Source organism: Kocuria sp. ZOR0020 (assembly GCF_000800955.1).
GTDB lineage: Bacteria > Actinomycetota > Actinomycetes > Actinomycetales > Micrococcaceae > Kocuria > Kocuria subflava.
Genome location: NZ_JROX01000213.1, coordinates 1 through 5788 on the forward strand (window position 1 = coordinate 1; position 5788 = coordinate 5788).

The 5788-nt window shown below is 64.7% G+C and carries 5 protein-coding genes and 1 pseudogene; 2 read left to right on the forward strand and 4 right to left on the reverse strand.

Features of this window, described 5'->3' with window-relative positions:
- A partial coding sequence (locus L979_RS11655) for a GNAT family N-acetyltransferase (RefSeq protein ID WP_047692380.1) occupies positions 1–688 on the reverse strand: 688 nt, incomplete at its 3' end.
- A gap of 59 nt (positions 689–747) precedes the next feature.
- On the opposite strand from L979_RS11655, the gene L979_RS11660 reads away from it, so the two are divergent.
- The gene (locus tag L979_RS11660) at positions 748–1344 is read left to right on the forward strand and encodes a TetR/AcrR family transcriptional regulator (RefSeq protein ID WP_231559528.1); all 597 of its coding nucleotides are present in this window, start codon (positions 748–750) and stop codon (positions 1342–1344) included.
- On the opposite strand, the gene L979_RS17105 is transcribed toward L979_RS11660, so the two are convergent.
- The 3 genes from L979_RS17105 to L979_RS11670 all read right to left on the reverse strand — a co-directional run bounded on the left by L979_RS17105 (position 1325) and on the right by L979_RS11670 (position 4834).
- On the reverse strand, positions 1325–1891 hold the full coding sequence (locus L979_RS17105; protein ID WP_081994415.1) for a helix-turn-helix transcriptional regulator: 567 nt from the start codon (positions 1889–1891) through the stop codon (positions 1325–1327). The genes L979_RS11660 and L979_RS17105 overlap by 20 nt on opposite strands.
- Positions 1801–2628, reverse strand: a complete 828-nt coding sequence (gene erm / locus L979_RS11665) for a 23S ribosomal RNA methyltransferase Erm (RefSeq protein ID WP_047692381.1) — start codon at positions 2626–2628, stop codon at positions 1801–1803. Before erm ends, L979_RS17105 begins: the two co-directional genes overlap by 91 nt.
- 466 nt (positions 2629–3094) lie before the next feature.
- Positions 3095–4834, reverse strand: coding sequence for an ABC-F family ATP-binding cassette domain-containing protein (locus tag L979_RS11670; RefSeq protein ID WP_052209848.1), 1740 nt, complete (start codon positions 4832–4834; stop codon positions 3095–3097).
- Between the two features lie 206 nt (positions 4835–5040).
- Between L979_RS11670 and mobF the strand changes: the two are divergent.
- A pseudogene (mobF, locus tag L979_RS15205) lies at positions 5041–5788 on the forward strand (MobF family relaxase); the annotation flags it as partial.

Here is a 5788-nt window from a genome sequence, read left to right on the forward strand (position 1 = left end):
CGAGCTTTTCGCGGGTGACTTCTGCGGTCCATGGCTCGTCCAACAGGTAGCGGGCAACGTCGGGTCGCGAGTACAGCTCGTGAAGCCATTCGGCATCGTCGACGTTATGCGGACGGAGATGGAGTCGCTCCGTCACCAACGGCCACTGGGCGGTGGGCTTGAGATCGCGCCTGTATTGAAACAACTCCTGGTCCTGTCCTGCTGGCGTGGTCCCTACGGATCGCTCGACCTCACGGAACCCTGCGGTCGTCAAGCATCGCTGGGAGGCCTTGTTCTCCGGGAGTGTGCGTGCCGTCAAGGTTCGAAGTCCACTGTTGTGTGCGAAGCGCGATGCCAGCTCCAGTCCTCGACGGGCGTGCCCCTCTCCGCGTGCATCGGGGTGAATCCAGAATCCGACCTCGGCGGCCTCGGAGCTGACGTCGAAGAGCACCAAGGAGCCCACGAACCGGTCCGTCTCGGCGTCGGCAAGTGCGAGGACTGCCAAGGTGCCCGACGACAGGCCCGCCGCAACTTCTTCGCGGATCATGCGTTGCACGGACTCGGGGGTGTAGTCGGGCTCGGGCAGGTGGCCGAAGCGCCGCACAGCTTCATCCTTGGTGCCGGCTGCATACGTGTCTGCGTCCAGCTCTGAGAGGGGGCGTAGGCGAGTGTTCTCATAGGTGATCGGAAGGGTGGTGGCATCCAGCATGCGCTAAAACTAACATAGAGTGGATAGCTAACTGAAGCGTGTTTGGTTAGGCTGGTGGGGTGAGCTACTGGGAACACCGCAAACCTGTGCGACGCCTCCGCGCAGTGGACATCGTGGAGGTTGCGAGGGCGTCGGTGAGGCTGCTGGACGAAGGCGGGTTGAGGGCCCTCACCCTGCGATCTGTGGCGCAACAGGTGGGTGTCGCTCCAGCCAGCCTGTACTCCCGCGTCGAATCCGTCGACGATCTGTTCGACCTCGCCCTCGACACAGCGCTTGCAGACGATCCCGTGATGTCCGAGTCGATCCGCAACGCCGACCTGCCTGCCCTGATGCACGCCTTCTTCGCGCACCTCACGACCCACCGGTGGGCCGGTCAGGTCATCGGTATGCGCGCTCCCAGGGGCCCGGCGTACCTGGCCCTTTCCGAGCGGATGTGCGTCCTGCTCGAACAAGCGGGTACCCCGGATCCGCTGGGAACTGCCTACCGATTGTCCAACCTGGTGATTGGCGCCTCCCTGACCGCACCCATGGCGTCTGACGAGAAGCGCGTCGCCATTGACCCTGACCAAGCTCCTACCTATGCGCGGCTCCACGCGACGCACCACATCAGCCCACGCGAGATTCTCTCCGACGGCATCACGGCACTCCTGTCGTGAGGGGGCCTTCTGATTCGGGGCTGCCCTGCGTTGCTGATGGCCACGGGCTGGTCTCCGTGAGAGTGCGCCCAATCGCAGTGCGGCGATATTCGGACGGGCTGATCCCGACGACGTCGGTGAACTGCCGTGCGGCATGCCCACGGCTGCGCCACCCGACTTTTGTCGTGGCGACGCCGATTGGAAGATCAGTCTCGACCAGGAGCTCAGCCAGCCGATGGGCCCGAATGTGAGCCAGGTACCGCATGGGCGGCATCCCGAATCGTTGTGTGAACGCTCTGCCGAGCTGTGACACCGAGAGGTGAACCAGCGCGGCAAGGTCACGGAGCCGCCAATCCCGTTGAGGTGCTTCTGCAAGCAGCCGCGCTGCCAGTTCTGTGGATGTTTCACCGGAACGGTGCTCCGTGGCACTCCTAGCTGTTGACGTATAGCGGCAGGCCTGGTGCCGCGCAGCGATGGTCATCGACGGCGCCTCCTCGACTTCACCTGCTGCGTCTGCGCACGGTGTGCAGGCGGTGAAGAACCTGTGGTCTTGAACAAGTCCACCCATGCCTCGACGGGCATGTCCTTCGGAAGTCCTGCAGCGGTCATGCCGTGGCGTGTCAGCCACGCCTGTGCGGTCTGTGGTGACCCGAGTGAGGTGGTGCGCGCGAGGATCTGGGCCAGCCCGCGGCCGGGGCCGGTGTAGACGCGGTGGACCAAGGCGTGGAACTGGCGTCGCCGTGTCGGGGACAGCAGCGGATGTTCGCGACGGTGGATGGTGAGGATTCCGCCGTCGACTCCCGGACGCGGGGTGAACGTGCGAGCGGGAACACGACTGTGCAGCGTGAACTCGAACCAAGGCGCCCATTGCGCCGTCATCATCGTGGCACCGCCGACACCCGCTCTGCGCCGCGCGACTTCCCATTGCACGAGCACGATTGCATCGGTCCATGCCGGGGAGTGCAGGATGCGGCGCAGTATGGCCGTGGTCTGGTGAAACGGCAGGTTGCCGACGAGCACATGCGCAGATGTTGGAAGCCTGTAGGTCAGGAAGTCGTCGGCGACGACATCCACGTGCGACGGGAGTCGTTGGGTCAAGCGTTGGGCGAGCCTGGTGTCGATCTCGACGGCTGTCACCGGTCGCCCGAGCTGGGCCAGCGGGGTGGTGAGTGCTCCGTCACCGGGGCCGATCTCGATGATCGGGCCCTCGGTGGCAGCCACGAGCCGTGTGATCGTGGCAATGGTGGATGGGTCAGTCAGGAAGTTCTGGCCGTGCTCATGACGGCCACCACGATAGGTAGGCACTGTTTGCTCCGTGGTTGTTGCGGAGCCGGGCACGCTGAAAGAGCCGCCCGGCCGTGATCACCGGGTGCGGGAGCAACAACCTGTGGAGGGTGCCCGCCGCTGTTAGCGGCTGCGCAGACGCAGCGAAGCAGTGCCGTAGAACAACATGCCCACCAGCGTAGGTGACCCCGCTGCCGGTCAGCGACTCAATATCCCGTCTCTGCCCAAAGACGCGGAGATCCGTATCAATGATGGCCAGTACGAATCCCGAGCTAACCCACGGCCGCAGAGCCTCGGCATCATCGAGATTCGTTCCGTGAGAGACCTCGACAGATCTGCCACGCCTCTTGCAGATCGAGGTTGGGAGGCTGCCGGCTCTCCTGTGTGGCGACCAGGGGGGTTGACTCAGGGTGGCGATGCTGACTCTGTTGACGTGCTACTGCGCCGACGCGGGCACCTTGCGTCGCGACGTGGTGGACTGTGATTGTCATCCTGTTTCGGGCAGCGTCAACCGCTGGCCTTTCCATCGTTTGCGCAGCCACCGGTCGTGTGATGCAACGACGACAGTGCCAGGGTATTGGGCGAGTGCGTATTCGAGCGCGGTGACGAGGCTGAGCGAAAAGTGGTTGGTCGGCTCATCCAGCAGCAGGATCTCTGGGGGGTCAGCCAGGAGTACCGCAAGGGTAAGGCGACGCTGTTGGCCGACGCTGAGTTCCTGCACGCATCGATTGTGGTCTCGACCAGCAACCAGTCCGAAGGTGCCCAGCGGCACTCGTGCCGCACGCTCCATGCCGACCAGATCCGTGTAGGCGTCGAGTGCGGTGCGAGCCGGACCGCGATCGTAGGGGTCAGGTAGGGCGGTCTCTTGCGCAAGCAGCCCTACGCGGTCGACCGGTGCGCGAGTGACCTGCCCGCTGCTGGGTTCCAGCGTGCCGGCGAGCAGGCCGAGCAAGGTCGATTTGCCCGACCCGTTCGGGCCGGTTATGAGCCACTTCTCGCCTCGGCTGATGCTGAACGACGTGGCCGGGAGCCGATTTTTCAGCGTTACGTTGACGGTGGTGAGCACGGGTTCAAGGGCGCCGATGGCACGCGGGGCGCCAGCAACGGTGAGCCCCCGGAATTCGAGTTCCCGTGGCGGCTTCCGGATCTGGCGGTCTTCAAGGTCCGTCAGGCGTGCGCGAGCGTCGTTGACGCGGCGAGATACGACCTGCGCGTTGCGGTCAGCGTAAAACTTCTGTGCCGTGCGTACCTCGGTACGCGGGCGCCAATCCGAGTGCCCCACCGTCTGCTCATCCTTCACCGCTTTACGAAGCCGGGAAAGCTCGGCCTGTTCATCGCGATACTGCCGTTCCCACCTCTGCCGTGCTTCAGCTCGTGCGGTCAGGTAGTCGCTGTAGCTGCTTGTGAAACGGGTGAGGCCGATCCCGGTTCCCGTGCCGTCGTGAACCAGCGGCCCCGCGACCGCGTGCGGGAGTGGCGAAGGGTCGAGATCGAGCAGCGACGTGACCGTCTCATCGAGAAAGGCCCGATCGTGACTGGCGATCAGCAGCGGACCCCGCCACGCCGTGAGCACGCTGACGAGATAGGCGGTCGCGGCATCATCGAGGTGATTTGTCGGCTCATCCAGCAGCAGCACATCCGGTGCACTTAGCAGCAGCCACGCTAGGGCGAGCCGAGCTCGCTGCCCTCCGGAGAGCGCTCCTACAAGCCGGCGGCGGTCGATGTCCCCGATCCCGAGACCGGCCATCATGCCGGAAATCCTCGCGTCGATCTCCCACGCTCCAAGGCGCTCGGCCGTCTCCAGGGCACGTGCGTAGTCGTCGGCCGTGACAGGATCGTCGGGGCGGTCTGCAAGGGCGACGCCGAGCCTGCTGACCTCTTCGGCGGCACGACGAGACGGCGCGACCGCGGTCTCGATAGCATTATCGATGGTCTCGGTAGCAGAGAACGGGTGCTCCTGATGTAGCAGCCCGAACACCGGCGCATCGGCATCCGGCGCATTCACGGTGACCGTTCCCGATGCCGGCTCCAAGACTCCGGCGATCGCCTTCAGCAACGTCGACTTACCCGACCCGTTTTCCCCGATGAGTCCTACTCGCGCACCGGCAGGCACGACGAACGACACATCTGTGAGGACCCGCCGATCAGGATAGGAGAACGAGAGACCCTCCACCCGTAGATGCGAGCCCGCGGCAGTGAACGACGATGAAGCAAGTACGTGAGGCATGAGCAAGATCCCGAAGCCGTGACGGAACCTGCCGGGCAGACGGCCTCGGACGCAGGTCAGGGAAACGCTCAAATGGTCACGGACCCAGTCTACAGAGTCTTGTCATCGGATCAACCAAGCGGGATGCCGATTGGGTACGGAGCACTCGACGCCTACTCCGGTGCCCGGCGGTTCAAAAGGCCGCTGGTCTGGCTCACCTGCTGAGTATGACGGTGTCGATGCGGGTGATGTCGGGTGGTGACGGCTATAGGTACCCGCTGCGCACCGTGGCGGCTGGTGATGGTCACCGGTCGCTGTCGACTCCGCTGACTCGTTATTACGCCGAGGCTGGCACTCCACCCGGGCGCTGGCTCGGTTCGGGCGTGGCCGCCCTGGGGCATGGTGAACTCACGCCGGGTGCGCAGGTGTCGGAGGCGCAGCTTCAGCTTCTGGTGGGGATGGGGCGGGACCCGATCACCGGTGTGCCGTTGGGGCGGGCGTATCCGGTGTATAGCTCGACGGCGGATCGGGTTGCGGACCGTGTCGCGGAACTCGACCCGTCGCTGAGCCCTGTAAAGCGAGGTCGGAGGGTGGCGCAGATCGAGTCTGAGGAGGCTTCGCGGGGTCGCGGCGTGCGGTGGCGGGGTTTGATGTCACGTTCAGTGTGCCCAAGTCGGCGTTGGTGTTGTGGGCGGTTGCGGACGCGGGGACGCAGGCGTTGATTTCGCAGGCCCATCATGAGGCGGTTGCGGCGGTGGTTGCGTTCATGGAGCGCGAGGTTGCAGCCACCCGCACGGGTGCAACTGCTGGGGATGGCGCGGTTGCACAGGTCGATGTCACGGGTTTGATCGCGACGGTGTTTGATCACTTCGATTCCCGGGCCGGGGACCCTCACTTGCATACGCATGTGGTGATCAGCAACAAGGTCCGCACGGTGTTGGATGGGAAGTGGCGGGGTCTGGATGGGCGTCCGAT